Origin of the sequence: Oceanobacillus sojae, assembly GCF_900162665.1 — a bacterium.
Taxonomy (GTDB): domain Bacteria; phylum Bacillota; class Bacilli; order Bacillales; family Amphibacillaceae; genus Oceanobacillus; species Oceanobacillus sojae_A.
Map to the genome: position 1 here is coordinate 675,217 of NZ_LT727812.1, position 24,884 is coordinate 700,100.

25 protein-coding genes are annotated in these 24,884 nt (G+C 38.1%); 13 read left to right on the top strand and 12 right to left on the bottom strand.

Features of this window, described 5'->3' with window-relative positions; genetic code table 11:
• Nucleotides 1-95 precede the first annotated feature (95 nt).
• The 3 genes from BN1068_RS14070 to BN1068_RS14080 form a co-directional block, all read right to left on the bottom strand.
• A complete protein-coding gene (locus tag BN1068_RS14070) occupies nt 96-527 on the bottom strand; it encodes a GNAT family N-acetyltransferase (protein WP_077603480.1) in 432 nt (143 codons plus the stop codon).
• A 121-nt stretch (nt 528-648) separates the two neighbouring features.
• Nucleotides 649-2,175: a Na+/H+ antiporter NhaC family protein gene (locus tag BN1068_RS14075; RefSeq protein WP_077603481.1), complete on the bottom strand. Its 1,527-nt coding sequence runs from the start codon at nt 2,173-2,175 to the stop codon at nt 649-651.
• A 365-nt stretch (nt 2,176-2,540) separates the two neighbouring features.
• Nucleotides 2,541-2,768 (bottom strand): hypothetical protein, encoded by a 228-nt coding sequence (locus BN1068_RS14080; protein WP_077603482.1) that lies wholly within the window; start codon nt 2,766-2,768, stop codon nt 2,541-2,543.
• 246 nt (nt 2,769-3,014) lie between these two features.
• On the opposite strand from BN1068_RS14080, the gene BN1068_RS14085 reads away from it, so the two are divergent.
• Both BN1068_RS14085 and BN1068_RS14090 read left to right on the top strand, forming a co-directional pair.
• Nucleotides 3,015-3,185, top strand: coding sequence for a YfhD family protein (locus BN1068_RS14085; protein ID WP_077603483.1), 171 nt, complete (start codon nt 3,015-3,017; stop codon nt 3,183-3,185).
• 251 nt (nt 3,186-3,436) lie between these two features.
• On the top strand, nt 3,437-3,787 hold the full coding sequence (locus BN1068_RS14090) for a protein YmzB (RefSeq protein WP_077603484.1): 351 nt from the start codon (nt 3,437-3,439) through the stop codon (nt 3,785-3,787).
• A gap of 153 nt (nt 3,788-3,940) precedes the next feature.
• Here BN1068_RS14090 and BN1068_RS14095 read toward each other — a convergent pair whose 3' ends face one another.
• Nucleotides 3,941-4,477: a GNAT family N-acetyltransferase gene (locus tag BN1068_RS14095; RefSeq protein ID WP_077603485.1), complete on the bottom strand. Its 537-nt coding sequence runs from the start codon at nt 4,475-4,477 to the stop codon at nt 3,941-3,943.
• A 258-nt stretch (nt 4,478-4,735) separates the two neighbouring features.
• Between BN1068_RS14095 and BN1068_RS14100 the strand changes: the two genes are divergently transcribed.
• The 3 genes from BN1068_RS14100 (at nt 4,736) to BN1068_RS14110 (ending at nt 8,324) form a co-directional block, all read left to right on the top strand.
• Complete coding sequence (locus BN1068_RS14100; protein WP_077603486.1) at nt 4,736-6,208, top strand: MDR family MFS transporter; 1,473 nt, start codon at nt 4,736-4,738, stop codon at nt 6,206-6,208.
• A 201-nt stretch (nt 6,209-6,409) separates the two neighbouring features.
• On the top strand, nt 6,410-7,132 hold the full coding sequence (locus BN1068_RS14105; RefSeq protein ID WP_077603487.1) for an ABC transporter ATP-binding protein: 723 nt from the start codon (nt 6,410-6,412) through the stop codon (nt 7,130-7,132).
• Nucleotides 7,110-8,324 (top strand): ABC transporter permease, encoded by a 1,215-nt coding sequence (locus tag BN1068_RS14110; protein ID WP_077603488.1) that lies wholly within the window; start codon nt 7,110-7,112, stop codon nt 8,322-8,324. Before BN1068_RS14105 ends, BN1068_RS14110 begins: the two co-directional genes overlap by 23 nt.
• Before the next feature lie 257 nt (nt 8,325-8,581).
• Here the strand turns inward: BN1068_RS14110 and BN1068_RS14115 are convergent, their stop codons facing one another.
• Entirely contained in the window at nt 8,582-9,895 is a 1,314-nt protein-coding gene (locus BN1068_RS14115) for a sensor histidine kinase (RefSeq protein WP_077603489.1), read from the bottom strand.
• Nucleotides 9,888-10,568 carry a response regulator transcription factor gene (locus BN1068_RS14120; protein WP_077603490.1) on the bottom strand — a complete coding sequence of 227 codons (681 nt, stop codon included), beginning with the start codon at nt 10,566-10,568 and terminating at the stop codon, nt 9,888-9,890. Before BN1068_RS14120 ends, BN1068_RS14115 begins: the two co-directional genes overlap by 8 nt.
• A 147-nt stretch (nt 10,569-10,715) precedes the next feature.
• On the opposite strand from BN1068_RS14120, the gene BN1068_RS14125 reads away from it, so the two are divergent.
• The 3 genes from BN1068_RS14125 to BN1068_RS14135 are packed head-to-tail and all read left to right on the top strand — an operon-like array spanning nt 10,716 to nt 14,061.
• Complete coding sequence (locus BN1068_RS14125; RefSeq protein WP_077603491.1) at nt 10,716-11,432, top strand: polyphosphate polymerase domain-containing protein; 717 nt, start codon at nt 10,716-10,718, stop codon at nt 11,430-11,432.
• Nucleotides 11,422-12,096 carry a DUF4956 domain-containing protein gene (locus BN1068_RS14130; protein ID WP_077603492.1) on the top strand — a complete coding sequence of 225 codons (675 nt, stop codon included), beginning with the start codon at nt 11,422-11,424 and terminating at the stop codon, nt 12,094-12,096. Before BN1068_RS14125 ends, BN1068_RS14130 begins: the two co-directional genes overlap by 11 nt.
• 18 nt (nt 12,097-12,114) lie before the next feature.
• Nucleotides 12,115-14,061, top strand: a complete 1,947-nt coding sequence (locus tag BN1068_RS14135; protein ID WP_077603493.1) for a carbohydrate-binding domain-containing protein — start codon at nt 12,115-12,117, stop codon at nt 14,059-14,061.
• 240 nt (nt 14,062-14,301) lie between these two features.
• Here BN1068_RS14135 and BN1068_RS14140 read toward each other — a convergent pair whose 3' ends face one another.
• From BN1068_RS14140 to BN1068_RS14150, 3 genes are all read right to left on the bottom strand, one after another.
• The gene (locus BN1068_RS14140) at nt 14,302-14,970 is read right to left on the bottom strand and encodes a DUF1129 family protein (RefSeq protein WP_077603494.1); all 669 of its coding nucleotides are present in this window, start codon (nt 14,968-14,970) and stop codon (nt 14,302-14,304) included.
• Entirely contained in the window at nt 14,948-15,298 is a 351-nt protein-coding gene (locus tag BN1068_RS14145; protein ID WP_077603495.1) for a PadR family transcriptional regulator, read from the bottom strand. Before BN1068_RS14145 ends, BN1068_RS14140 begins: the two co-directional genes overlap by 23 nt.
• A 213-nt stretch (nt 15,299-15,511) precedes the next feature.
• Complete coding sequence (locus BN1068_RS14150) at nt 15,512-16,393, bottom strand: LysR family transcriptional regulator (protein ID WP_077603496.1); 882 nt, start codon at nt 16,391-16,393, stop codon at nt 15,512-15,514.
• A 111-nt stretch (nt 16,394-16,504) separates the two neighbouring features.
• On the opposite strand from BN1068_RS14150, the gene BN1068_RS14155 reads away from it, so the two are divergent.
• The gene (locus BN1068_RS14155; protein WP_077603497.1) at nt 16,505-17,593 is read left to right on the top strand and encodes a citrate synthase/methylcitrate synthase; all 1,089 of its coding nucleotides are present in this window, start codon (nt 16,505-16,507) and stop codon (nt 17,591-17,593) included.
• Nucleotides 17,594-17,952: 359 nt separating this feature from the next.
• The gene (locus BN1068_RS14165; protein WP_077603499.1) at nt 17,953-18,474 is read left to right on the top strand and encodes a GNAT family N-acetyltransferase; all 522 of its coding nucleotides are present in this window, start codon (nt 17,953-17,955) and stop codon (nt 18,472-18,474) included.
• Between the two features lie 131 nt (nt 18,475-18,605).
• Here BN1068_RS14165 and BN1068_RS14170 read toward each other — a convergent pair whose 3' ends face one another.
• Both BN1068_RS14170 and BN1068_RS14175 read right to left on the bottom strand, forming a co-directional pair.
• Entirely contained in the window at nt 18,606-20,351 is a 1,746-nt protein-coding gene (locus BN1068_RS14170) for a sensor histidine kinase (RefSeq protein ID WP_077603500.1), read from the bottom strand.
• Nucleotides 20,348-21,064 carry a response regulator transcription factor gene (locus tag BN1068_RS14175; RefSeq protein WP_303046896.1) on the bottom strand — a complete coding sequence of 239 codons (717 nt, stop codon included), beginning with the start codon at nt 21,062-21,064 and terminating at the stop codon, nt 20,348-20,350. The genes BN1068_RS14170 and BN1068_RS14175 overlap by 4 nt, the downstream gene beginning before the upstream one ends.
• A gap of 154 nt (nt 21,065-21,218) precedes the next feature.
• Here BN1068_RS14175 and BN1068_RS14180 point away from each other — a divergent pair, with 154 nt between their 5' ends.
• From BN1068_RS14180 to BN1068_RS14190, 3 genes are read left to right on the top strand one after another with little or no spacing between them, the layout of a single operon-like run.
• Nucleotides 21,219-21,632, top strand: a complete 414-nt coding sequence (locus BN1068_RS14180) for a DUF4064 domain-containing protein (RefSeq protein ID WP_077603501.1) — start codon at nt 21,219-21,221, stop codon at nt 21,630-21,632.
• Nucleotides 21,633-21,660: 28 nt separating this feature from the next.
• The gene (locus tag BN1068_RS14185) at nt 21,661-22,356 is read left to right on the top strand and encodes an ABC transporter permease (protein WP_077603502.1); all 696 of its coding nucleotides are present in this window, start codon (nt 21,661-21,663) and stop codon (nt 22,354-22,356) included.
• Nucleotides 22,356-23,267 (top strand): ABC transporter ATP-binding protein, encoded by a 912-nt coding sequence (locus tag BN1068_RS14190; RefSeq protein WP_077603503.1) that lies wholly within the window; start codon nt 22,356-22,358, stop codon nt 23,265-23,267. Before BN1068_RS14185 ends, BN1068_RS14190 begins: the two co-directional genes overlap by 1 nt.
• A gap of 145 nt (nt 23,268-23,412) precedes the next feature.
• Here the strand turns inward: BN1068_RS14190 and BN1068_RS14195 are convergent, their stop codons facing one another.
• Nucleotides 23,413-24,768, bottom strand: coding sequence for an aminotransferase (locus tag BN1068_RS14195; protein WP_077603504.1), 1,356 nt, complete (start codon nt 24,766-24,768; stop codon nt 23,413-23,415).
• Between the last annotated feature and the right edge of the window lie 116 nt (nt 24,769-24,884).

The window sequence follows — 24,884 nt, forward strand, 5'->3', positions numbered from 1 at the left end:
TCTTTCCCTTCTGAGAAGTTTAACTATTAAAAATCATTTTAAAAGAAATAGTGTACAGATACCAGAATATACATCCATTTTCTTCGCAGTATTTATCACACTTCCAGACTCAAATGCAGAATCGGATAATTTCTTCCCTGATCATCCTGTTCTGATTCACTTATTATTTGAAATCCATTTTTATAGTAAAAAGCAGCTGCCTGCTTATTATCCTTATTTACATCTACGAATTTAACACCATCCTTCTCTATTAAATACGTTAAAATACTGCTGCCAAATCCATTACCTATATGTTCAGGATCCAAAAACAGCATTTCTAAATGGTTTTCATGTACACCTGAAAATCCTATGAAGCTGTCATCCTGATACCACATCTTCATATCCAGCTGCGGAAAATATGAAGGAATTTCTATTTTAATTGCTTCTCTATCTGCTGAATTTAAAAAATCATGTGTTGCCAACACAGACTTCTCCCATAAATCAATTAAGCTGGTATAACCCTTTTCAGTCGCTTTTTTCCATTTCATTATCTTTTCCCTCATTTCCAAAAAATGAACCTATTCCTAACCCGGAAAATATCTTTATTTTTTATTTTAATATAAAAAGCAAACAAAAACATGCCTCGCATCATCTGCAAGACATGTATTGTTACACACTGATATTTGATTCATATTTATGTTTTGTAAGCTTTGATAAGAAGAACGCTGCTAACACAAGTAGTACAACAGTTAATACAACAGTCCACGGACTGCCGGTCAATCCCGCCACTACGAAACCGATTAAAGCAATGATGGCATTGGTTAACGCATATGGGAACTGGGTTTTCACATGATCAATATGATCCGCACCTGCTCCAGTGGATGACAGAATGCTTGTATCAGAGATTGGAGAGCTGTGATCTCCAAAAATACCGCCTGATAATACAGCACCGATACAGACAAGCAGCTGGGCATCCAGTGCAACTGCCATCGGAATAGCTACAGGAAGCATAATCGCAAATGTTCCCCACGAAGAACCGGAAGCCAGTGAAACAATGGCACCAATAACAAAAAGTAAAGCAGGTATAATAAATGCCGGGACCCTCCCCTGCATCAATTCAACAATATAATTTGCTGTCCCCATTTCACCGATTACTGTTCCGAGTGACCAAGCTAAAACGAGGGTTGTTGCCACATAAACCATCTTTTGCATGCCTGTGGTATAAATATCAAAAATCTCTCCAAATTTTTTCAAACGGAAAATAATTAATAAAATAAAAATGGTAATTGCTGCAAATAAGTAGGCTGTTGTCAAAGAAACACGGAAATCATTTCCGTCCACCGGCTCAAAAGGGAATCCTTTTGTTAATAATAGGCTGAACAAAGTAACGAACAACACTAATAAAGGCAGCCATATTAGAATAGCTTTACTTTCCTGATGATTGGCCTCCGTTTGATTATCTGATCTGCGCAGCGGTTTTGAATCCTTCCAATACAATTCACCAGTCTCTCTGACTCTGCGTTCTGCCTTAGCCATCGGACCAAAATCCAATTTTAATACAGCCATCAATGGTACCATCAAAACTGCGGAAATAGCATAAAATTGAAAAGGGATGACTTGCACAAATGTATCGAATTCTGATGCCGTTATTCCTAAACTGTCAAATTCACTCTTTATCAGCCCCATGATATAAACACCCCAGCCGATAAAAGGAATTAACACAGCTACCGGAGAGGACGTGGAATCAATGATATAAGCCAGTTTTTCCCTTGAAATTCTTGCTTTATCAAAGATTTTTTCAAAAATAGGACCGATAATTAAAGGAGTTCCTAAATCTGAGAAGAAAATAATCAAACCGCCTAACCAGGCAGATAATTGTGCTTTAACCTTCGAATTAATAGATTTGACAGTCTTGGCAGCAAGCGCAGCTCCGCCTCCTGACTTTTCCACCAGAGCAACAAATCCGCCGATAAAAAACAACAGAACAAGTACAGCTGCGTTATAACTGTCCGTTAATTGCGGAAACAGAAAATTCCCTATCGTCTCCGTTGTTGCAGTTAATGGATTTCCTCCTACAATGATGAGGACGCCTGTAAAGGTTCCCAAAAATAATGAAATAATAACGTTTTTTGTAATAATCGCTAAAATAACTGCCAAAATCGGCGGAATAAGCGACAGCCACCCCATATGTTCCATTTTCGTTCTCCCTTCTTTCCTGCTGTACCAATTTTATCATTATGATGCAGTTATGTTATAAATATCCACCAGCCCTTGTACATTTAATCTGGAATATGAAAGCATCAATAGATAACAATTCATTTTAACGAATAATTATACAGAACTGTTCACTCCATTAGGATGGAATTTAGTTTACCATATAAAGCAACAGAAAAGAATATATTTTCAGATTTTAATTTTATCATTTTAAACTTTACTATAAAAATGTCAGTCATAGCCTGCGCGTTCTTATTCTGAAGAAAATATAACAGTTCATTTTTTAACTGTCTTCAAATGAATATTGCTTTTATCAACATCATGAAGAAGACCCTCAGCTGCTGGGCTCAGGGTCTTTCCTTACCTTCATTCCTTTTCTGCCTGTACTTTCTTTCACTTTGTGAATCATCCTTCGATTTTGATTTCTTTTTCTCATCCTGCGCTTCTATTTTTAAATCTTCCATTGGTATATCATCTACAAATTTCTGTTCCTCATGTTCATCCAGTTTCGTTCTTCTTTCTTCATTCCGATTCGGCTTCCCGCTCTTTGAAGAACGCTTATCTTTATTACTCATTCGCCTCTCACCTCACTATTCCTTTTTTATCTCTTTTCCTTTCTTTTTGTATTACTAAACATGTGCCATGTAAAAATTTCTAATTGGTAAAAGATAAATTTCTATGTACATTATGTTCACTCTTCCTCCATAAAACGAATCTTTTAGACGGTTATCTGTGAAAAAAGAATCAAATAAAAGGAATAAGTACAGTAAACCTGTTAAAAATACAGATGTATAAGTACAGAGTAAAAAGGAGTGATTCAATTGGGCAGAGATGAGCACAAGAAGAGAAAAAATAATTATTTATCACAGACCCCTAAAAATCAGAAAACAGATGGCATAGACGTCGAATTTTCTGATGAACTGGCTGATGCAGATGATAAAGAAGCACAAGCAAGAAGCCGTGCTGCTGATAAACGGGCACACGATAAATAATTCATACAATGAAGCGGTTCCTTTTAATTATGGAATCGCTTCATTATGTAAAGACTTTTATATCTGCTGTACTTAATTGATATGGATAAATCATAGCTCCCGTACCATTAAGCAGAGCTTCTGGGTATATGAAAAATGTAACCAGCTTTATACCGAATCGGGTTATCTTGCAATGTATCCTTACTTTTACTGAGTTCCTCTGCATATTATTGTTAAATTCAGGAGAAATTATACGCAGGAGGGGTTATTCTATGGAACATGATTTTTTATCAATTGAGGAGTTTAATACCTTGATTCAGCAATGGAGCGGAAGAACAATTAAGATTACAAAGCATGAAAACAACGATATCGATCAAACAGTAATTCATTTGGAAAGCGTATCCTATGACCAGAACACACGCCGAATCGATGACTATGTACCGAGGCATAGTTTGTTTTTGAACGGGGATGGCCAAATAGAAACATTGTCAGCAATGAATAATGAGCCGCTCCCATCATCTAATTATGAAATCCCTCTGGAGGATAATTCCCTGTACGAATTTAATGGGAAAAAGTTTTTTATTACTACTGATCGTGGAGTTTATAAGATTGAATTAGCTTAAAAGACGATAAAAGGGCTGCAATAGCCTTTTTATTGTTATTATTAACATATAATTACGCCGAAAAATAAAGGTATCGTCCATTTTTACAGGCCGTTCCCGTTTATCTTAAGAATTCACAACAAAGGGAAATTATATTTTTTTAAGCATCTCTGTTTATCCTCCTTTAAAAAATTCCGATTGAAGAATACTCATTCTTAACCGGTCCACAAATCCGTCACTTCTTTTACGGTCTTCGCGCAGAATACCTTCTTCTATAAAACCAGATCGTTTATAGGATTTAATCGCTCTGTGATTATCCATATCCACCCGCAGCCAGACTTTATGAAGATGGAATTCCCGGAACCCCCATTCCAGCATCTTCTTCATCGCTGCTATACCATACCCTTTCCGCCAAAAAGCTCTATCCCCAATCGTTATTCCCAGTTCAGCATGCTGATTGAACCTGTCAATATTTTTTAAATCAATCCAGCCAATATGCTTTCCATCTTCAGTGAGAATTGCTTTTTGTTCATAACCGTTTGATTTATCCATACATTTTTGGATCCAATTTTTCGTCTCTTCCATAGTGAAAGGCGGGTATGTATCCAGAACATTTAAATACTTTGTCACCTCTTTATCCAAACACCACTTATAGCGATCTTCTGCATCCTCCAGCTTTAACTCTCTTAATTTCACGTTTGGCAATTTCAATTAGCAATTTCCTCCTTCTTATTTTAAAATGAAAAAATATTTCTTTCATTGTAGCATTTTGAACCGGGAAGCTCCAGAATATCTGTACTGCCGCATTTCAGGCTATGAACTATTAAACTGACATTCCATTTCTTACAAAATAAGAATGTCTCTGCTACAATATAGCTAATTAGATTATAGAATAGTATTGATTTCTGACAGTTAGGATAAATCATCTGATATCAGGAAAACGGATGAAATGAAGGAAGGAAAAATTCGATGTTACATAAACAAACCAAACGGCCTGTTGTACTTACAGCCCTGATATTATCTATGTTTATGGCGGCAATTGAAGGAACCATCATCGCCACTGCAATGCCAAACATTGTTTCTGATCTGGGCGGGTTTACATTATACAGCTGGGTCTTTTCCAGTTTTCTATTAATGCAGGCAGTCACTACAATGATATATGGAAAACTGGCCGACTTATTTGGCCGCAAGCCCATCTTTGTCATAGGGGTTATTATCTTTCTGATTGGTTCCTTATTATGCGGATTAGCAGAAACAATGACTGCTCTTGTCGTATTTCGGCTTATCCAGGGTCTCGGCGCTGGTGCTATTCATCCGATGGTAACTACGATTGTTGGAGATATGTATAGCTTAGAGGAGCGCGCCAAGGTACAGGGATATTTAGCCAGCGTCTGGGGTATATCTTCCGTTGCCGGGCCACTTTTAGGCGGTATGATTGTTCAATACGTTGATTGGGCATGGATTTTCTGGATTAATATTCCGATTGGCATCATCGGATTGGCTGGAGTTGTTCTGTTCTTCCATGAAAAAGTGGATAAAGAAAAGAAAACCATTGATTATCTTGGAACAAGCTTCTTTTTCATAGCGATATCGTCACTAATTATTGTCTTTGTACAAGCAGGGACAAATTGGGCCTGGACATCACCTGAAACACTCGGACTGCTTGGTCTCTCTTTCATTTGTATCTCCTTATTTATTTGGCAGGAGACAAGATGCCCCGCACCAATGATGCCTTTATCCTTATGGAAGAATAAATTAATGGTCGTTGCTAATATCGCCACCTTACTTTCAGGAATGATTATTTTAGGCTTAAGCAGCTTCCTCCCTACTTATGTACAGGGAGTCATGGGCGAATCAGCTATTGTGGCCGGCTTTACCTTAAGCACCTTATCGATCGGCTGGCCAATCTCCTCTACTATCGCCGGACATTTAGTATTACGGATTGGCTTTCGTAAAACAGCATTTCTTGGCGGAATTGCATTATTTGCTGGTACATTTCTCTTTTTCCTGCTTGATGCTGAAAAAGGACCAATTTATGCCGGCTTCAGTTCTTTTATCGTTGGAGTAGGAATGGGACTGACTTCAACAACCTTTATAGTAGCGATCCAAAATAGTGTATCCTGGAAAGCAAGAGGCTCGGCCACATCTTTAAACATGTTTATGCGTATCATCGGCAGTGCAATCGGTACTGCGCTGCTCGGCGGTATCCTGAATCTGCGTCTGCAGCAATATTATCAGCAGCAGGCAATCGATGATATGCCAAGTACAGATGCTGTCTTAAATGAAGGAATGCGAGAAACACTTTCGCCGGATACGCTTGCTTTGATGCAGGATGGATTAGCATATGCGTTCCATACAGTGTTCTTCGGTCTATTCTTAATTGGCACACTTACCTTTATTATTCTGTGGTTTTTCCCAAAGGAAACAATAGCCGGTAAATAAGAAAACTTCCGCCGGTGTCAAAAGGATACTAAAGCAGCTGCTTTAGTATCCTGCTTTTCATCATATAAATAATAGTGATTTCTGTTTCCAATGTTTTTTATTTCTCCTAGTTTTCAAAGAGGAATTGCCACATTTTATTTTTTCTGTTAATATAGTGAGTGATTACTCACTATATATTTTAAAGAGAGGAGAATAACAAGAATGATTAAATTATCCAATATATCCAAAAGCTTTGGAAAACAGACTATCCTACAGGATATTTCCGTAAATATTGCCGCAAATCAAATTACCGGACTGATTGGTCCATCAGGCACAGGAAAAACAACTTTGATTAAATGCTTAATGGGAATGGAAAAATACGATGCCGGCTCTATCCAGATAGATAATACGACCGTTCCAAACCGTAAGCTCTTAAACAAAACCGGCTATATGGCACAAAGTGATTCCCTATACCATGATTTAACCGGGCTGGAAAACATTCAGTTTTTTGCCCATATGTATGGAAGAAAAATTTCCAATAAAACAGTTCAGTCCACGCTAAATCTCGTCCAGCTTGAACAGGACAAAAAGAAATTGGTACAGCACTATTCCGGCGGGATGAAACGCCGCCTCTCTCTGGCGATTGCCCTGATCAATCAGCCCAAGTATCTGATTTTAGATGAGCCGACGGTAGGGATTGACCCGGTTCTCAAATTAAGCATCTGGGATCAGCTGCATGATTTAAAAAAGGACAGTACTCTGTTAATCACCACACACATTATGGATGAGGCCATGAAATGTGACCAGCTTTTATTAATGAAAAATAAAGGAATTGCAGCAAGCGGCACCCCTCAGGAAATACTGGAGAACTTTGGTGTCAGTGATATTGATCAAGTCTTTTTAAAATTGGAGGAACAAGAATATGAGAATGCTGCAGCTAATTAAACGGATTTGCAAACAAGTCCTTCGTGATAAACGAACCCTTGCACTTTTGTTTCTGGCTCCTATTTTTGTGATCACATTGCTGAATTATATTTTCCCAGACCCGGATGACGAGGTAACTATTGCTGCTGTCAATGTCAGTGATGATGTGATCGATATTTTGGAAGACAATGATATGATTGTAAAGCAAGAAAATGAGATTGATATAAAGCCTTACCTGGAAGATGGAAATGCCAGTGCTGTTTTAGAGGAAAAAGACGGAGAATGGACATTGACCATTCTAAATGATAACCCGATGGATGAAGGGCCGGCTATCCAGGGAAGCTCCCAAGCAGTAATGGAATCAAATTTAAATGACCTTTCCGATAATATTGATGACATGATAAATAATATGGAAGACATGTCAGCAGGTGTAAAAGATATGATGGAAAGTATCAATGAAATGATGACCCAGCTTCCTCCTGAAGTCGCTCAGAACATGGATATAAATATGGATATGGATGTAGATACTGATATCGATACAGACATAGATTCTGAAATCGATATGGATGAAGACCCAATTACCGTAGAATATATTTATGGCGATGAAAGCTATACTTTTTTTGAAATTTTAAATCCGATTTTAGTCAGCTTTTTCGTATTCTTTTTTGTCTTTTTGATTGCCGGCATGTCTATGCTGAAGGAAAGAAGCAGCGGCACATTGGAGAAATTGCTGTCTACACCAATTAGAAAGTCCGAGATTGTATTCGGTTATTTATTCGGATATGGCATCTTTGCTATTCTGCAGACAGCTGTTATTATTTTGTATTCAGTGTATATTTTAGATATGGAAATCGCCGGTTCCATCACCAACATGTTTATTATCAATATTTTATTGAGTCTCGTAGCACTTGGGCTCGGCCTTTTACTATCTACATTTGTCAGCAGCGAATTCCAGATGATTCAATTCATTCCGCTTGTGATTATTCCGCAGATATTCTTCTCTGGCATGCTGAATGTAGATACAATGGAACCCTGGCTGCAATGGATTGCACCGATTATGCCATTGTACTATGCAGGAAATACGATGATTGATGTTGTTTTAAAAGGATTTACGCTTGGGGAGATAATGGTTCCATTATCTATTTTAGTTTTGTTTATTGTTGTTTTTGTTACGTTGAATATTTTAGGTATGCGGCGGTATCGGAAGGTGTAGGAATTAGTTCTTATTGGAATGTAAGATTAAATTCAAATTGCTTATAAAAAGCAATAACCAGTTATAAAAAACTCTTTCTCCATTTTTACGGGAAAGAGTTTTTTTATACGTTAGCTCTAGATTTCCTTCGAGTTCATGACCGCTAATAACTGCATGAACTGGTTTGGTTTAGTCGAATCTAAAAAACTGCCAATTATTTGGCTCAAAAATAGATTCCTGCGACGATTTTTTACAAACCATCACTCTCTAATCCTTTCTCACCTCTCGTTTTTTGGAAGTTTGATGCAAAAATCTACCCCCTGTGGGGAAAGATTCTCAACAGTAATTTCTCCTTTATGTTCTTCAGCAATTTGTTTTGCTATAGAAAGCCCTAAACCATAGCCGCCTGTTTCTTTCGCACGGGATTTATCCTCCCTGTAAAAACGATCAAAAATATGCACCTGTGCTTCTTTTGAAATGGATGGCCCAGTATTTGTTACATGGACTTCCCAGCTTTTATACTCTTTCGTAGAAATTACCTGAATCTTATCTCCCGGCTTGGTATACTTTAAAGCATTATCTAGCAAAATCACAAATACTTGATATATTTTCTTTTGGTCAAAATGAACTGTTAATGTATTTTTCGTTATTAAATCGAATGTCTTATCATCAATTTCTGCCATTTCTTTGAAAGGGGTGACTAATTCTGTTAAAAATTCTGTTGTGTCTGTTGCTGTTTTATCCAAAGTCAGTTGATTGGCATCACTTCTGGCGATGGTTAACAAATCCGTTGTCAAACCAGTTAATCTTCTGGTCTCGTTTAAGGCCTGAGCGATATTTTCTGATTCGTCAATAATGGTATGATCTGGTTTACGAAACAGCCCTTCCAGACGATTTTGAATAATTGTTAATGGTGTTCGTAATTCATGCGAAGCATTTTCAACAAACTCTTGCTGCTTCTGCCATGCTTTTAGCACAGGTTTCATAGAATTGGTGGATAACCAATAACTCACGCCAATGGAGAATAACCAAAAAACAATCATACAACCTATGACAATGATGCGGAAATTCTGTAAGGAGTGCTGGATTTGGTTAACATTTGAAACGATTTGAACATATGCAATCTCATTGTCATCGTACGACTGTGTGATGGAATGAAAAATTAATTCTTCATTTTCAACAACGCTTTGTAAAGCAAGGGTTTCAACCTCCTCCAGATTGGCTGTTTCCAAACGAAGGTTCTCCAGTTCAGAAAAACGTCCGCCTAATGCTTCCTTGTTTAAAATCTCTCCTTCTTTCGACCATAAAATAATCTGTGTGTTGAATGAATTACTGGACGGACTTCGAGGCGGTTCCTTCGGCTGTTCACTTGTCGGAAAAATCAACGAATCTGCTTGATAACGGAAAATTTCCTGTTGAATAAATTCTGACCTTCGGGTCATTTCTACTAAGGTTTCATCGGTTTCACGATAAGCTGTTTGACTTAATACTTGCAAAATAATGATTCCCAGAAGAACAAAGATGATAGCAAAAGCACTCAGGTTCATGAAGAAAAATGCACTTCGCTGTTTACTGGAAAGGTTTTTATTCATTGTTCGCTCCCTTCAACATATAGCCTACATTACGCAACGTACGAAATTCTTTATCCAAACCGGTTTGCCGCAAATGTTTTCGTAGATTACTCATATATACTTCCACCACAGTTAATGTCGTCTCTGAATCAAAGCCCCAAATCCGGTCAAAAATTTGTTCTTTTGTAAGAATCATCCCTTGATTTTGGAGAAAATAGGTTAGTAAATCAAACTCTCTTCCTTGAATCGGTAAAACTTTTTCACCAAAACACACTTCTTTTACTGCTAAATGACATTCGATATTTTTGTAGCTTAATGTATTTTCATCGAATAAACCCAACGAGCGTTTTAATATTGCCTTGATTCGCACGAGGAGTTCTTCCCGATGGAACGGTTTAGTCAAATAATCATCTGCTCCTTTTTCAAAGCCTTCGATTTTATCCTCCAGACCGTCCTTTGCGGTTAATATAAGTACAGGGGTTTGTGCTTGTTTTCTTAATTCTGCCAGCACTTTATAGCCATTCATTTCAGGCAGCATCAAATCCAAAATTACTAAATCGTACACTCCCGATACAGCTTCATAGAGCCCTTCTCTGCCATCATAAATTTGGGTTACCTCGCCTAATTCTAATACAATTTCCTTAATCGTATCAGACAACACCACATCGTCTTCTATCAGCAGAAAATTAATCATTAACTTCACCTTCTTTAGCTGTATCATATCATTTTTAACTTAAAGAAACCTTAATACAAGGGATAGAAAAAATTTTTATCTGTTTAAGCTAACTTTAAGGTTCGTGAATTATTCTTTTATCACACCAGCAAACAAGGAGGAATTCACATGAGCTTGAAAAAAGTTTTTCAGCGAAAAGAAACCAAATATTTATTGAATCAAACACAGTTCTCCAGCTTTTTTGAAGAATTGCAAGCACATATGTCTGTAGATCAATACGGATTGCATACCATCCGCTCCCTCTATTATGACACAGCGGATTATCGATTCATTCGACATTCTATGGATAAGCCCATATATAAGGAAAAATTCCGGATTCGCAGTTACGGTACACCCAGACCTGATAGTGTTATCTTTTTAGAAATTAAAAAGAAAATCAAAGGGATTGTCTATAAAAGACGATTACCAATCAGTTATGAAACATACCTTTTTTGGCAGCATACAGGAGCTTTACCAGAAAATATCGATCAATCTCAAATTGGACAAGAAATTGCCTGGCTGTTTTTCAAACATCCAGATTTGTCACCGAAAGTTTTAATTTCCTACGATCGTTTCTCTCTTTTTTCCGAAGTCGAAGAGGATTTCCGGGTAACTTTCGACCAAAACATTCGTTATCAGGATAGAAAATTAAATTTAGATGCAGCACGGGGTGCGTTCGTTGCTCCAGAGTTGGATGTTTTAATGGAAGTTAAAGCAATGGGAGCCTACCCTTTATGGTTTGTGGGATTATTAACAAAATATCATATTCAAAAAGGAAATTTTTCAAAATACGCACAAACTTATCAACGTCATTTATTTAAGGAGGAACTATTCCATGTTATCTAGTCTATTTACAGAAGGCGCAACATCCATTCCCTTGAGCGAGCTGCTAATCTGTATTCTTGCTTCTATTATTTTAGGCCTTTTAGTTGCCTTCACGCATATGTATCGTAATGTTTACACAAAAAATTTCGTGATTACCTTAGCAGTACTCCCTGTCCTAGTCCAATCCGTCATCATGCTGGTAAACGGTAATATTGGAACAGGAATTGCCGTACTGGGAGCATTTAGTCTAATTCGTTTCCGTTCCGTTGCTGGGGGCGCCCGGGAAATTGCAAGTATCTTTTGGGCCATGGGTATTGGTCTGGCAACCGGAATGGGCTATGTTTCTTATATCGCTGTATTCTCCGTGATTGTCGCTGCCTTTTTATTACTTATCTATCACACTAAATTTGGTAATATCAAATCTGCAGAACGAGAGCTGAGAATCACTATTCCGGAAGATTTAGATTATCCAAATCTATTCGATAATATTTTTGACGAATTTGCTTATGACCACCATTTAGATTCTGTTCGTACTACAACGATGGGCAGTTTATACGAAATACGTTACATTGTACATTTAAAAGATCAACAGCAGGAAAAAGCGTTCATTGATGCCATTCGTGTCCGCAATGGCAATTTACCAATCATTTTAGGAAAAGTCGCTGCAAACCGCGACGAATTATAAAAAAGGAAGTGGAAATTGATGAAAAAAATAATTTGTGTTTCTCTTATAACTGCTCTAATATTAAGTGCCTGTTCTCAGAATACGACAGTTACAGGAGATAACAGTCTATCTCAAGCATCCGATGAAACTACTGTCTCAACCAGCCAGGAAGCAGCGGCTGGCGATACCTTTGGAAGCTACGAAGAGGAAGATGTAGACACCAGCTATGATGATTCTGCCCCCACGATCGAATTATCAGAGGATATGACAGCTTCAGAAGGTATCAACGTTAACGGGCAAACTGTAACCATTACGGAAGCAGGTACGTATGTTTTAAGCGGAGAGCTTGCTGACGGTCAGGTCATTGTAAATGTGAACAAGGAAGAAAAGGTTCATTTAGTACTGAAAGACGTAACCATTACCAATTCTCAAGGACCTGCCATTTTAATTGAACAGGCAGAAAAAGTTGTTACAACTTTAGCAGATGGCACATCGAATATCTTAACAGATGGCACAGATTATCAGCTTGCTGATGACGAAACAGAATTCGATGCAGCCTTCTTTAGTAAAGAGGATCTGGTGATTAATGGGGAAGGCGAACTGATTGTCAACGGGAACTACAATAACGGGATTCGCAGTAAAGATGACTTAATTTTAATTTCTGGCAGTTATACAGTTAATGTCAAAAACAATGCCTTAAAAGGAAAAGATTCTGTACAAATTTTAGATGGCATCTATACGCTGACTACAGAAGAAGGAGACGGGATCCAAGCGAATAACAGTGATGACGAAACAAAAGGATTTATTGCCATCGACGGCGGTAATTTCACAATCACTTCCGGACGGGATGGCATTCAGGCTGAAACGGTGGCCCGTCTGCAGGCAGCTGATATAACCATCCAAACAGGTGCAGAAACTATTTCCAGTGAAGAAAGCTACAAAGGTATCAAAGCCGGAACAGAGCTGTTGCTTCAAAGCGGCAATTACGACATTAATTCTGCAGATGACAGCTTGCATAGTGATAGGGATATTACGATTGAAAGCGGTGATCTTCTTTTAGCTTCTGAAGATGATGGGATTCACGCCGATAACAATTTGACGATTAATGGCGGAGATCTTACGGTGACTGATTCTAATGAAGGCTTGGAAGCAGGTGTTATTACCATCAATGATGGTGATATTCAAATTACTGCCAGCGATGATGGATTGAATGCCAGCGGTGATAGCGGGACAACAGAAGAATCAGAAACGTCGGTTAGTGATTCTTTTGGTGGCCCTGGTGGTGCTGCTGGACAGGCAGATGATAGCAAAATGATTATCATTAACGGCGGAACCTTGGCAGTCGATGCACAGGGTGACGGATTGGACAGCAATGGAAACATAGAGATGTCAGGCGGAACCGTTACAGTAGATGGACCAACGGATAATGGAAATGGCGCGTTGGATTACGATGGCACTTTTGAGTTAAGTGGCGGTATATTGATTACTGCTGGAAGTAATGGTATGGCAATGAATGTTTCAGAGTCTTCTTCCCAAGCTTCTTTTGGGATTTACTTTACCGAAGCACAAGAAGCAGGAACAATTATCAGTCTGCAAGACAGCAGTGGAAATGTGATCGCAACCTATCAGCCAAGTAAAGCATTCCAGCATCTGGTTATTTCCTCCCCTGAATTAAAATTTGGTGAAACCTATACGCTTATTCAAGGAACGGAAGCCGATAATTCGGAGAAAAATGGCTACTATGAAGATGGAAGTATCGTTAACGGCATAGAATTAGGTTCCTTGACGCTTTCAGATACAATCACCAATGTAACGGACACTGGTGAAGAAGCAACACAAAGAAGCATGATGGGCGGTGGACCTGGCATGACGCCAAATGATGGTGAAATGCCTGATGGCGACGAACTGCCAAATAGCGACAGCCTGCCAAATAACGGCGAAATGCAAGATAAGGATGCAACGTCAAATGATGGTTCTCCCCAATAGTATATAATTCCAAGGCAAAGCCTGGTAAAACAGAAAAAGTGACTTCCACATTTAAATCAGGAAGTCACTTTTTCTTGATTATTCTTATATTCCAAGAATGTTTTCTGACTGTTTGATATTCTTTGTTGCCTTACTTTTTTTGTTTAGATTAAGAGGCGATGTGTAAACTTTTAAAACTGTATTAACACGTTCCTCTTTTCACATTGAATAGACGGGACAATGTAGAACTTCTATAATTCATTAGTTACTTTTAACCACCTTGGAAATACCCCATATCACTCCTCCTAAAAGAAGGGATAACCACCAAGTAAAACGGAAAGACGGACCGACTTCAGGCAGCCATACACTGATTAAAATAAAAGCTCCCATACCTACAGCTGCTACTGCCCCTACTTTCACAGAATCTTTCCATTCTGCATGATTCTTTTTAAAAACAGAACGATGGATGACATTCATAATATAACGTACTACTCCCATTGCCATGACACCTAATAATATAGCTGTAATTAACAATTTAAAAATATTCACCTGGTCATTTACTTCTGTAAATAGCGGCAGCACCAGTAATACCACGCCTCGAATAATCAAAACATATGGTACGATTTGAAAAAGAAACACGGAGGCAAAAAAGGTAAACCATGACCTTTTTTCCTCTTCAGGAAGCTGCTCAATCAATTGGTCAGCATATTCTTTAGGTTCCTCGCCAAATATATCGATTGCGGTCTTCCCTTCTTGCTGTCCTTCAAGTAAATGATTAAGCAATTCAAGAAGTAACTCTTCTGTATGCTGTTCGGATACTTGCCAATTCGTTCGAATATACAGCATAAGATCCGAATAATATTTTTCGTTATCCTCAGTTAATTGCTCCCGCTTTTGATTATTCTCCTCAATCATCTGTTTCGCGTTCATTTATTTTCCCCCTTTGCAATAATTCGTTGACTGGATCTACTAAAATCCTCCATTCCTCCTGAATCATTTCAAGCGCTTCTTCACCTTGCGCGGTAATATCATAATATTTACGATTCGGACCAGAATCGGAAGGTCTCATCTCTCCTTCAATCATGCCATTCTTTTGCAGGCGTAATAAAACAGGATAAATTGTCCCCTCACTTACATCGTTTAATCCGACCTGCTGTAACTTCCTTGAAAGCTCATAGCCATATACTGATTCCTCTGCTATCACAGCTAAAATACAGCCATCTAAAATCCCTTTTAACAGCTGACTCCGTATCGACATCACATCAACTCCAGACACTATATTGTTTAACAAGATAGCTATTTGTAAAAAAAGCTAATGATCTGTATATCCATTAGCATAATAAATTATTTTGTCACTACTTTGTAAAATCAAGTAGTTACCTTTATTTTATATATTATCGTTTTTATTGTCAAGTCTTTATAGAAAGCATTTTTTCTAATAATTATCTTCTAAGGTTTAGAAAATGCCAGACTAGTATGTGAAATATTCTTTGAGAAAAGATCGGAATAACCTGTTTTCTTCTGTGTCCTCACGAGTAATGATATAAGTAGATGCCCTTGGAAGCTTTAATTCCGGTGTTCTTACTTCCAGCAGACGCCCTTCCATCAGTTCCCGATTCAGAGATATTTCTGGGAGAAAAGAAAAACCCAGCCCCTCTTCAATAAATCTTTTTGTAATATGAACCTGTGTAACGACCATGGTACGCACCTTAGGATACTTTGCATGGATGGCACTCAATAGATCCTCCCAGTACTCCGGGTGATTATAAGTGAATAATGTCTGATTTTCGAATAGGTCGCGGATATCAATCGGCGGACTGCTTTCCAGATCACCGCCATCATGCGGACATACACAGACTACCTTATCTTCCTTTATTTTTTCCACATATAATGTTTTTTGTAAAGGCTTCATCTGCAGCAGTCCCAGATCAGCTTCTCCTCTTTCAATCATTTCACTAATTTCTTTGGAATCTTTTACTTGCACGATAACTTCAACATCTACATGCCGCTCCATAAATTGTCTAACAATATACGGGAGAATCGTGGCTGCCAGTAATGGAGAAACTGCAATGTTCAGTTTTCTTTTATACCCCTGTTCCCAGGCCAGCAAATCATGCGTACTCCGGTCATAAGAGGATAATATCGATCGGGCATGGGGCAAGAATCGGCGGCCGGCTTCTGTAAGAACGATACTGCGTCCAGATTTCCTAAAAAATTGTGTACCTATATCTCTTTCAAGCTGCTTAATATGTGCTGTTACGGTGGGTTGAGCCATGTACAGTTTTTCTGCTGTTTTTCTGAAATTTTCATTTTCTGCAGCTATGATAAAAGTCCGTAACCAATTAATATTCATATTATCACCTCAATTGATTATGTTTTTTAATCAATTATTAACTAAATAACTAATATTCATTATTATATATTTCATTTATAATATAAACAACAATAAAATTGGAGGGTTTTTATGAGTTTCCGACCTGGTCTTGAAGGCGTTATCGCCGTGCAAACCAATTTAAGTTCTATAGATGGTGAGAATGGACGTTTGATTTTTCGCGGCTATCGTGCGGATGAATTAGCTCGCAAGCATGCATTTGAAGAAGTTGTCCATTTACTTTGGTATGGCTATTTACCCGGCAAAAATGAATTAGAAAAGTTGAAAAAGCAGCTTCATGAAGCAAGGAAATTACCCGCAGATATTGTTCGCATTATCGATGAATTACCGGAAGATATGGAAATGATGGCTGTTTTAAGAACATGTATATCTGCATTAAAAGCAAAACCGGAATGGCCGCCAACATTAGAAGAGGCAGTCCATATAACTGCTGTGATACCAACGATACTTGCTTATCGTTACAGATCTTTACATCATTTAGAATTTGTTCCGCCGAATAATCAATTAGATCATGTTGCCAATTATTTATATATGCTTACTGGCAAAAAACCAAAAGATGCACATGTAAGGGTGATGAATGCTTATTTTGTCCTTACAGCAGAGCATGGCATGAATGCTGCCACCTTCACATCAAGAGTGATTGCATCTACTGAATCTGATTTGTTCTCTGCAGTTACCGGAGCTATCGGTGCCATGAAGGGACCGTTGCATGGAGGTGCGCCAACTGGTGTCATATCCATGCTAAACGAAATAGAAACAGTGGAAGATACTGAAGATTGGTTAAGGAAAAAACTGAATAACAAGGAAAAACTGATGGGATTCGGTCACCGTGTTTATAAAACCAATGACCCCCGGGCTGAAGCATTGAGAGATGTAACGGAAAGTTTATCGGCCGATGACGATTGGTTTTTACTTGCCAGACATGTGGAGGATACAGCTATCCGTCTGTTGGAAGAGTACAAACCTGGGCGAAGACTTTATACAAATGTTGAGTTTTATGCAGCTGCTGTATTCAAGGCTGTAGATCTGCCTAAGATGCTGTATACTCCTACATTCACTGCCAGCAGAGCTGCCGGCTGGTGTGCTCATGTTCTTGAACAGGCTGAAAATAATCGGATTTTCCGGCCACTTTCTGAGTATATTGGGCCGGGGAGTATTTAATTAAAATAACACTAGGTCATTGGCGGATCTTTGATACTATTAACTTCCGTTGAAGTAACATTATGGTTGAATGACATTTCCTATGCCTTGACAGCTCTATTATTATTCCTTCCTGAAAAAGAGAATATTAACAAAGAAGCGATTCCTTCTTTAACTGTTTCACAGATTATAGGTGATTTTACAATTGTTCAAAGGTTCATGAAAGAAGAAGATTATTGAATAATTGTTTTGCTATAAAAATAAAACCGGTTTGAATACTGTTAAGCTAACGAATGCTTTCCAAAAAGAAGGAGAAGTATTCTTTCTTGTTGAAATTATTATATTAAGGAATTATTTTATTACATAACAGAGGTGTAAATATGATCATACGAAGAGCTCAATTAGATGATGCAGCAGGCATTGCAAAAGTTCACGTTGACAGCTGGAGAACGACTTATAAAGGCATTATTCCAGATGACTTTTTAAATAATTTAACTTATGAAGACCGGACAGAATTATGGAAACGTAATATTGTGAATGAAGAAAATTATATTGTAGTTGCTATGAATGAAATAAACCAAATAATAGGTTTTGGAACTGCAGGGAAAAAGCAAGATAATAATGAAGATAATACAGGAGATCTAACGTCTATTTACCTGCTTGAAGACTATCAAGGAGAAGGAATAGGTAAAAAGCTGCTTCAAGAACTATTTAAGCATTTTCAACAATTGAATTATGAAAAGGTATTTGTTGAAGTCCTTGAAGAAAACAAAACACGTTACTTTTATGAATATTATGGTGCAAAATTAGTTCAAACACTTCAAATTAAAATTGGCGAAAAAATATTAAACGAATTAATTTATGAATGGAATAATATTGATGAGGTTATTGAAAAATTATAACTCTTTGATTATCTTGTAAAATCGGCTGATATTCCGGTTATTTCCTGTTCAATTTAAGAATGCTTATGTGTAAGGTTTCATATTATGTAAGAGCGCGTTACAGCTGTTATTAGCCGTAACGCGCTCTTTGATTAATCTTTATCATAAGGCAAAACCGCCGTTACGATTGTACCCTTATCTTTTTCAGATTGGACAGAAATCTCTCCCTGATGCAGCTTGGCAATTTGTAAAGCAATACTCATGCCAAGCCCTGTCCCTTCATTTCTCTCCTCTGTATTGGTTCCGCGGTAATAGCGGGTGAACAGATGCTTTTGTGTTTCTTCATCCATCCCGGTTCCATTATCAATAATTCTGATTTCCAATCCTCTTTCTTCTTCCAATTCAACTGTTTCTATTTTAACAGCTGTTTCAGGCGAATTATGCTTCCAGGCATTGTACACCAGGTTATCTATCATTCTTTCAAATAACCGCTCATTAACTTCAATTTTTCTATCTGGATGAATGGGTTTGTATACAATCTGATAATCTTTAAAGGCTACATCCTTTTGAAACTTCTCCAGAATCTGTTTCATAAATTCATTGATGTTCACCAGACTGAATGTTAAGCTATCGGCATCATTTTTCAGCCGAAAGCTGAGCGTAAAGTCTTCGATTAAATCGACCATATAATCACTTTTATCAGTAATGGTATCTCCAATCTCCTGAAGCTCCTGCTTGGACCAGTCGTATTCCCTATTTCCCAGCAGGCGGCCATAGCCCTCCATGGTGGTCAGCGGTGTACGGAGATCATGGGAAATTCCTGCAACCCATTCCTCTCTGCTTTTTTCCAGCTGTTCTCTTTCTTTTCGCGAAGCATCCAGTTTGGCAGCCATATCATCAAATGCCTGGAATACCTCTTTATATAATTTATATCGTCTTTTTAATTTACCATTTTTACGATACACTTTTTTTCTCTCCTGCTCTGTTAACACTTCTTTATAGTTTCCATTTCCCATCCGGTTCAGCCAATTTGAAAAAATAAACAAAGGGCTTCCATAACGGAAGCTGTTCCAAAAAGCAATTAGCAATGTTATTAGTAAAATACCTCCAGCTATACCAGCAACTATAAGAATAGGTTTTTTTAACACCGGTGATGGAAGCTTCTGCTTTTTCTCATTTGGTGAAGTTAAAATCCATGTATTCCCAGAATCACTGTCCCAAAAGGTGTACTGATTCTCAGAAAAATGATCTGGAGAGGTTTCTCTTTCAATCATTTCTAATGGCGGCTTCTTTATATGCTCATTACTTCCAAATTGCTGTATAATATCCCCTTTATTATTATAAACAGCCAGTGTTCCTCCAAGTTGATTCAGTTTTTCCTCTACCTGGGATTGGTTTTCTTCCGCAATCCTGCCATCAGAATTAACATTTTCTATAAATTCACTCAAAATTAGAGCACCAGGATCTTTATAACCTAATACAAATAAATAAGAATCTTCGAATAAAGGCTGTTCTAATGTATACTTTATAGAATATTCCTCTAACTGCTTCCGTTCCTTCATATGCTCAATATCAATACTGTTATAGCTCTCCTTCAAATTTCCAGGTGCATTTCCAGATATAATAACCTTTCCCTTTTCATCAATAATCTGCAGCCACATGCTCTTTGGTAATAAATCATCCATATCTTCATTGCTCTTTATATATTCGAGCGGATCGCCAACTTCAATGACAAGCTCATCTAACTGGTACTGATAATAATCTGCCTCTCTCTCCAATTCTACAAGAAAATAACCGCCTATAAGTGTGGCAAGGACTGCAACAACTATCATTAACAAAGAAATAAAACCAAACTGAATCGAAAAATGAAAAAACAACCGGCTCCGTAATTTCTTCATGAGGCATTCCCTTTCACCAATTTATATCCCAATCCCCGTACAGTCAGCAGTAATTCCGGTTTACTTGGATTTGCCTCAATCCTTTCCCGGATTCTTCTAATATGTACCGAGACCGTATTTTCATCTGCATAATGCTCAAATCCCCAAACAGCCTCCAGTAAATCCGCTTTAGAAAAAATTCTGTTCGGATGCTTACATAAGTAAAGAAGCAGTAAGTAAACCTGCGTTGGACACGGAACGCTTTCTCCATTAACCTTCAGTTCTCCTGCATTTTCATCCAATATAAAACGGCCAAAGTCATATTTACCGGATTTTTCAAATGCACAGGTTTCTTTTTTAGTTGATTTCCTTCTTAAATACGCTTTGATTCTTGCCGCTACTTCTAATGGATTAAATGGTTTTGTAACATAGTCGTCTCCGCCTGTCGCAAAACCTGTTAACACATCTAAGTCAGATACTTTTGCCGTTAAAAAGAGAATATAGGCATCCGTAAGCTCTCTGATCTTCGGACAAAAATCAAATCCGCTTCCATCCGGCAGCATCACATCCAAAATAATAACTTCTATTTTATGTTCCTTTAATATATGTATGGCTTCCTGCCCTGTATAAGCTTTATGTACATGCTGGAACCCTTCCTTCTTCAGCATCATCTCCAGCATACTCACAATTGCTTTTTCATCATCGACGATTAAAATATCTGTCTGTTCCTCCACGTACAACACCTCCAATAGGTAGCTTAACACAGCAAGTTTACGAACAGTTGAACAAATCAGAGCTTTTTTTATTTATTGGTAAAGTTCTGTTCAAATACAAGACAGCTGTGTTTGCTAGAGTAAGAATCAAGAAACAGGAGGAGGAGAATATGAAATGAAGTATAAAACAGAAACCATTTTAACAGCCATTGGTATTTTATTGTTTGGGATTTTGTTCGCAGGCAGTATCCTGCTGTATGGCAACCTTGAGGGAAGTCCCGAAACATTGGAGCTTGTCCAGTCTTTTATGGAGGACGAGAATATAGATGAATTCAGTGAACAGCAGCTTATCAGTTATATAGGCTATCTTTTTATCTATTTATCTGCAGTTTCATTTGCCTGGATGATCTTAGGGGCAGTTGCCATTTTCTTATTCAAAAAAGAAAATAAAGGAAAAACTGCAGGAATTTTGTTGATAGTGACAGCAATCCTTGGAACACTTTCAACAATCGGTTTAGGAATTTTCAGCGGTATTTTCTATCTGACAGCCGGGGTTATGGCAATGACCCGCAGTCGTTCTGCCAGCTAATATATATAGAAAAAGAGGAGATTGATTTATGCTTACAGTTGGTTTTAGAGAATTTAAAAGTTTATTTTCGAGCATCCGCTCTATTGTAATTATTGTCGTCCTTTTTGGAGTAACTATCGGTTCTGCAAGATTAGTCCGTCAATTCGAGGCCCCCCTGCAGGAATTAGGCCTTGGAAATGATGCTTATGCCATGGGATTAATGCTTTTATTAATTTTAGCTGCTCCATTGTTTGTAACCAGCTTATCCCACAACATCGTCAATAAAGAAATGGATACACGGACCATCCGATTTTTAGCAACAAAGACAAGCCGGAGCAACATTATCCTTGGAAAATTTATCGGAAGCTTTTTATTTTGGGCAGTATGTATCACTGTTGCATTATTGCTTATCATCCCATTTTCAAAGTCATTTTCCATTGTAAACCTGGTTCAATCGATTATTTTCGTGTCTTACTTCGTCGGCTTGACACTTTTTCTATCCACCATTATCCCTAAGCCGTCTTTAAGTATGTTTTTAGGAATTATTATCTCAATTGCTTTACCGGTGCTTGGTTTATGGAGTGCAGGAACAGACAACCTTTTTATTAAAGCGGTCGGCTACGTGACACCTTATTTTTATTACATGCAGGAAGAATCCAATAATTATTACGCTTATTTCGTAGCATTTTTCCCCATTTTATTTATTTTACTAAGCGTATTTATTTTTAGAAAGAGGGATTTATAATGGAAGCTTTGCAAACTAATCAGTTAACAAAAACATATGGCAAGAAAACGGTTGTCGATTCTGTTGATTTACATATTCCTCAAGGATCCATTTTTGGTTTCCTCGGTAAAAATGGAGCCGGCAAATCAACCCTGATTAATATGGTAACCGGACTGATTAAACCCAGCTCCGGCTCATTCGAGGTTTTGGGACAATCAGGAAACAGACTCGAATCTCTTCAAAAAGAAATCGGAGTCCTGCCGGATTACTCCACATTCTACGACGATCTTACTGCGTTCAGCCATTTAAACTATTTTCAGAAATTATTAAAGCAATCTCTTTCCAGGCAGGATATTCACCGTGTTCTCACACGGGTCGGATTAGAGGACGCTGTCCATGTAAAAGTGAAAAAGTTTTCGTTTGGAATGAAAAAGAAATTAGGAATTGCTCAGAGCATTATTCACCAGCCGAAGCTGCTCTTCCTTGATGAACCCACATCAGGTGTTGATGCCAACGCTGTTTTAAATATCCATTCTTTAATCAAAGAAATTGCCGCACAAGGAACGACCGTTTTCTTAACTTCACATAATTTAAATGAAGTGGAGAAGCTATGTGATGAAATTGCCATTATGAACAAGGGAAGCATTCAAACACAGGGAACGATGAAACAGCTGCGTGAACAGTATCAGCAGGCTATTATAGTCCATATTCATCACCGTTCCCTCTCTGAAAAAGAACAGACGCAATTGAAAAATTCTCTCAAAGATCTTGCTGCGGACACCCAAATTGCTGAGAATACTTCAGAAATTACCGTCCAGGCAAATGAGCTCATTCCACAGGTAAACAAAAAATTTGTACAACAGGATATCGGTGTATTTCGGCTGGAGGTAGAAGAGCCGTCACTTGAGGAAATTTTTCTTAATTTAGAATAGCGCTGTGACTTAACCGATCATTTTACGGAAGTATCTATTTAAAATAACTGTACAAATATCAGTAATTATTTATACCAGATTAAAAAGTGCTTTATTGGAGCACTTTTTAATCTGGTGAAATTTGCTTCTGCAACAAACGCGTCAATTACATACTGCGGATGGCCCACTGCAATGTATCAATTAAAAATTCCAAATCTTCCTCTGTACTGGTTAATGGAGGTGCAGCAATAATAACATTATTGTGACCCGGGATGGTATCTCCATTCTTGCCGATAATCAGTCCTTTTTCTTTACACAATCCAATTATCCTGGCTAATTTCTCATCAGCTAATGGTATTTTGGACTGTTTATCTTCTACCATCTCAATCCCCAATAGAAAACCAGTCTGCCTGACTTCCCCCACATTTTTATGATCGATTAATTGATGCAAGTCGGCCAATTTAGTTTGCGCAAGGTTATTTACACGCTCAATGATATTCTCATTTTCAATGATTTCAATATTTTTCAGCGCTACCGCACACGCTGCCGGATGCCCGCCGTATGTGGAAACATGCCGAAAATGCGAGTCCTTCCCGTCCTTTTGAAATACATTATATATTTCAGATTTAACCGCAGTAGCACCCAAGGGCAGATAACCACTGGTCAGTCCTTTCGCCATTGTTACAATATCAGGCTGCACTCCTGCCGCATGCTGAAATCCAAACATTTTCCCGGTGCGTCCATAGCCTGACACAACCTCATCCATTATTAAAAGGATATTGTGTTGCTTGCAAATTTCAGATACGCATTGAATATATTTCATCGACGGGATAATAACCCCGCCGCCGGAGATAAAAGGCTCCATAATAAATGCAGCTATGGTTTCTTCGCCCTCCCAGTTAATCATTTCTTCCAACAGCTGTGCTGCTTTCAAATCCGACTCCTCTGCACTTCCATTAAAAATGGAGCGATAGCTGTACGGCGGGTAAACATGCAAAAATCCCGGCACTGTCGGATCATATTTGACTCGTCTGTTAGCCTGTGCTGTTGCACTAAGCGCCCCCAAGGTTGAACCATGATAAGCCCGGTAGCGGGAAATAATTTTATATTTCTGCGGATTGCCGGTCTGGTTATGGTATTGCCTGGCGATTTTAAATGCCGTTTCATTTGCTTCCGAACCACTATTTGCAAAAAACGTCTGATATTTCTCACCAAGTAACTCGCTAATCTTAGCAGCCAGTTTGATGGCAGGCTGATGGCTCATTGTTAACGGAAAATAGGAAAGTTTTTTCATTTGCTCCGCTGCCGCTTCAGCTATTTCCTCCCGGCCATGACCAAGATTTAAACACCACAGCCCGGAAACCCCATCCATATACCTTTTACCAGATTCATCTGTAAACCATGAGCCTTCCCCTCTCACAGCAACTACCTGCTCTGCTTCCGGATTAAAACGATGCATCGCATTCCACAATAACGATTCTTTTTTCTCAAGCCGATTGTTCATTTCTTTTTCAACTTTCATCCTTGTTACCTCCTCATTTATCTAAGATTATCAATCTGAAAAACTATAAATTTAAGAAGAAACTGGAAATTCCAAGAACCGGTTGAATCGACTGTTATGCCATTTTGTGTACGGTA

Bases quoted from the DNA above. Each gene is read 5' to 3' on its own strand.
- BN1068_RS14075 (WP_077603481.1), bottom strand. From the start codon at position 2,175: ATGGAACATATGGGGTGGCTGTCGCTTATTCCGCCGATTTTGGCAGTT.
- BN1068_RS14080 (WP_077603482.1), bottom strand. From the start codon at position 2,768: ATGAGTAATAAAGATAAGCGTTCTTCAAAGAGCGGGAAGCCGAATCGG.
- BN1068_RS14190 (WP_077603503.1), top strand. From the start codon at position 22,356: ATGGAAGCTTTGCAAACTAATCAGTTAACAAAAACATATGGCAAGAAA.
- BN1068_RS14110 (WP_077603488.1), top strand. From the start codon at position 7,110: ATGAGAATGCTGCAGCTAATTAAACGGATTTGCAAACAAGTCCTTCGT.
- BN1068_RS14070 (WP_077603480.1), bottom strand. From the start codon at position 527: ATGAAATGGAAAAAAGCGACTGAAAAGGGTTATACCAGCTTAATTGAT.
- BN1068_RS14185 (WP_077603502.1), top strand. From the start codon at position 21,661: ATGCTTACAGTTGGTTTTAGAGAATTTAAAAGTTTATTTTCGAGCATC.
- BN1068_RS14195 (WP_077603504.1), bottom strand. From the start codon at position 24,768: ATGAAAGTTGAAAAAGAAATGAACAATCGGCTTGAGAAAAAAGAATCG.
- BN1068_RS14155 (WP_077603497.1), top strand. From the start codon at position 16,505: ATGAGTTTCCGACCTGGTCTTGAAGGCGTTATCGCCGTGCAAACCAAT.
- BN1068_RS14105 (WP_077603487.1), top strand. From the start codon at position 6,410: ATGATTAAATTATCCAATATATCCAAAAGCTTTGGAAAACAGACTATC.
- BN1068_RS14140 (WP_077603494.1), bottom strand. From the start codon at position 14,970: ATGAACGCGAAACAGATGATTGAGGAGAATAATCAAAAGCGGGAGCAA.
- BN1068_RS14150 (WP_077603496.1), bottom strand. From the start codon at position 16,393: ATGAATATTAATTGGTTACGGACTTTTATCATAGCTGCAGAAAATGAA.
- BN1068_RS14125 (WP_077603491.1), top strand. From the start codon at position 10,716: ATGAGCTTGAAAAAAGTTTTTCAGCGAAAAGAAACCAAATATTTATTG.
- BN1068_RS14165 (WP_077603499.1), top strand. From the start codon at position 17,953: ATGATCATACGAAGAGCTCAATTAGATGATGCAGCAGGCATTGCAAAA.
- BN1068_RS14100 (WP_077603486.1), top strand. From the start codon at position 4,736: ATGTTACATAAACAAACCAAACGGCCTGTTGTACTTACAGCCCTGATA.
- BN1068_RS14090 (WP_077603484.1), top strand. From the start codon at position 3,437: ATGGAACATGATTTTTTATCAATTGAGGAGTTTAATACCTTGATTCAG.
- BN1068_RS14130 (WP_077603492.1), top strand. From the start codon at position 11,422: ATGTTATCTAGTCTATTTACAGAAGGCGCAACATCCATTCCCTTGAGC.
- BN1068_RS14180 (WP_077603501.1), top strand. From the start codon at position 21,219: ATGAAGTATAAAACAGAAACCATTTTAACAGCCATTGGTATTTTATTG.
- BN1068_RS14115 (WP_077603489.1), bottom strand. From the start codon at position 9,895: ATGAATAAAAACCTTTCCAGTAAACAGCGAAGTGCATTTTTCTTCATG.
- BN1068_RS14135 (WP_077603493.1), top strand. From the start codon at position 12,115: ATGAAAAAAATAATTTGTGTTTCTCTTATAACTGCTCTAATATTAAGT.
- BN1068_RS14145 (WP_077603495.1), bottom strand. From the start codon at position 15,298: ATGTCGATACGGAGTCAGCTGTTAAAAGGGATTTTAGATGGCTGTATT.
- BN1068_RS14170 (WP_077603500.1), bottom strand. From the start codon at position 20,351: ATGAAGAAATTACGGAGCCGGTTGTTTTTTCATTTTTCGATTCAGTTT.
- BN1068_RS14120 (WP_077603490.1), bottom strand. From the start codon at position 10,568: ATGATTAATTTTCTGCTGATAGAAGACGATGTGGTGTTGTCTGATACG.